This is a genomic window from Streptomyces sp. DH12, assembly GCF_020873895.1.
Lineage (GTDB): Bacteria > Actinomycetota > Actinomycetes > Streptomycetales > Streptomycetaceae > Streptomyces.
Genome location: NZ_JAHWGT010000997.1, coordinates 1 through 460, shown reverse-complemented (window position 1 = coordinate 460; position 460 = coordinate 1). Strand labels below are relative to the sequence as shown.

Genomic DNA, 460 nt, shown 5'->3' with positions numbered 1-460 from the left:
ACAACATGGTGGGCGGCGAGGTCGTGCCGCCGGCGGACGTCGTCCGGCACGACGAGGACGACACCTACCTGGTCGTCGCCGCCGACAAGGGCACCGCGACCTTCTCCGACATCGCCAACGAGGTCGCCGAGAGCTACAACTTCTGGCTCGGGGACGCCTTCGCCTCCGGCGGCTCGGCCGGCTACGACCACAAGGGCATGGGCATCACCGCCCGCGGTGCCTGGGAGTCCGTCAAGCGGCACTTCCGGGAGCTGGGCGTGGACACCCAGACCCAGGACTTCACGGTCGTCGGCATCGGCGACATGTCCGGCGACGTGTTCGGCAACGGCATGCTGCTCAGCGAGCACATCCGCCTGGTCGCCGCCTTCGACCACCGGCACATCTTCATCGACCCGAACCCGGACGCGGCCGTCTCCTACGCCGAGCGCCGCCGTCTGTTCGAACTGCCGCGCAGCTCCTG

1 protein-coding gene is annotated in these 460 nt (G+C 69.3%); it reads left to right on the top strand.

Annotated features, from left to right (window positions below; translation table 11 throughout):
- Positions 1-460: NAD-glutamate dehydrogenase domain-containing protein (locus LPA54_RS38170; protein WP_228984976.1), on the top strand; the 460-nt coding region annotated here is incomplete at both ends.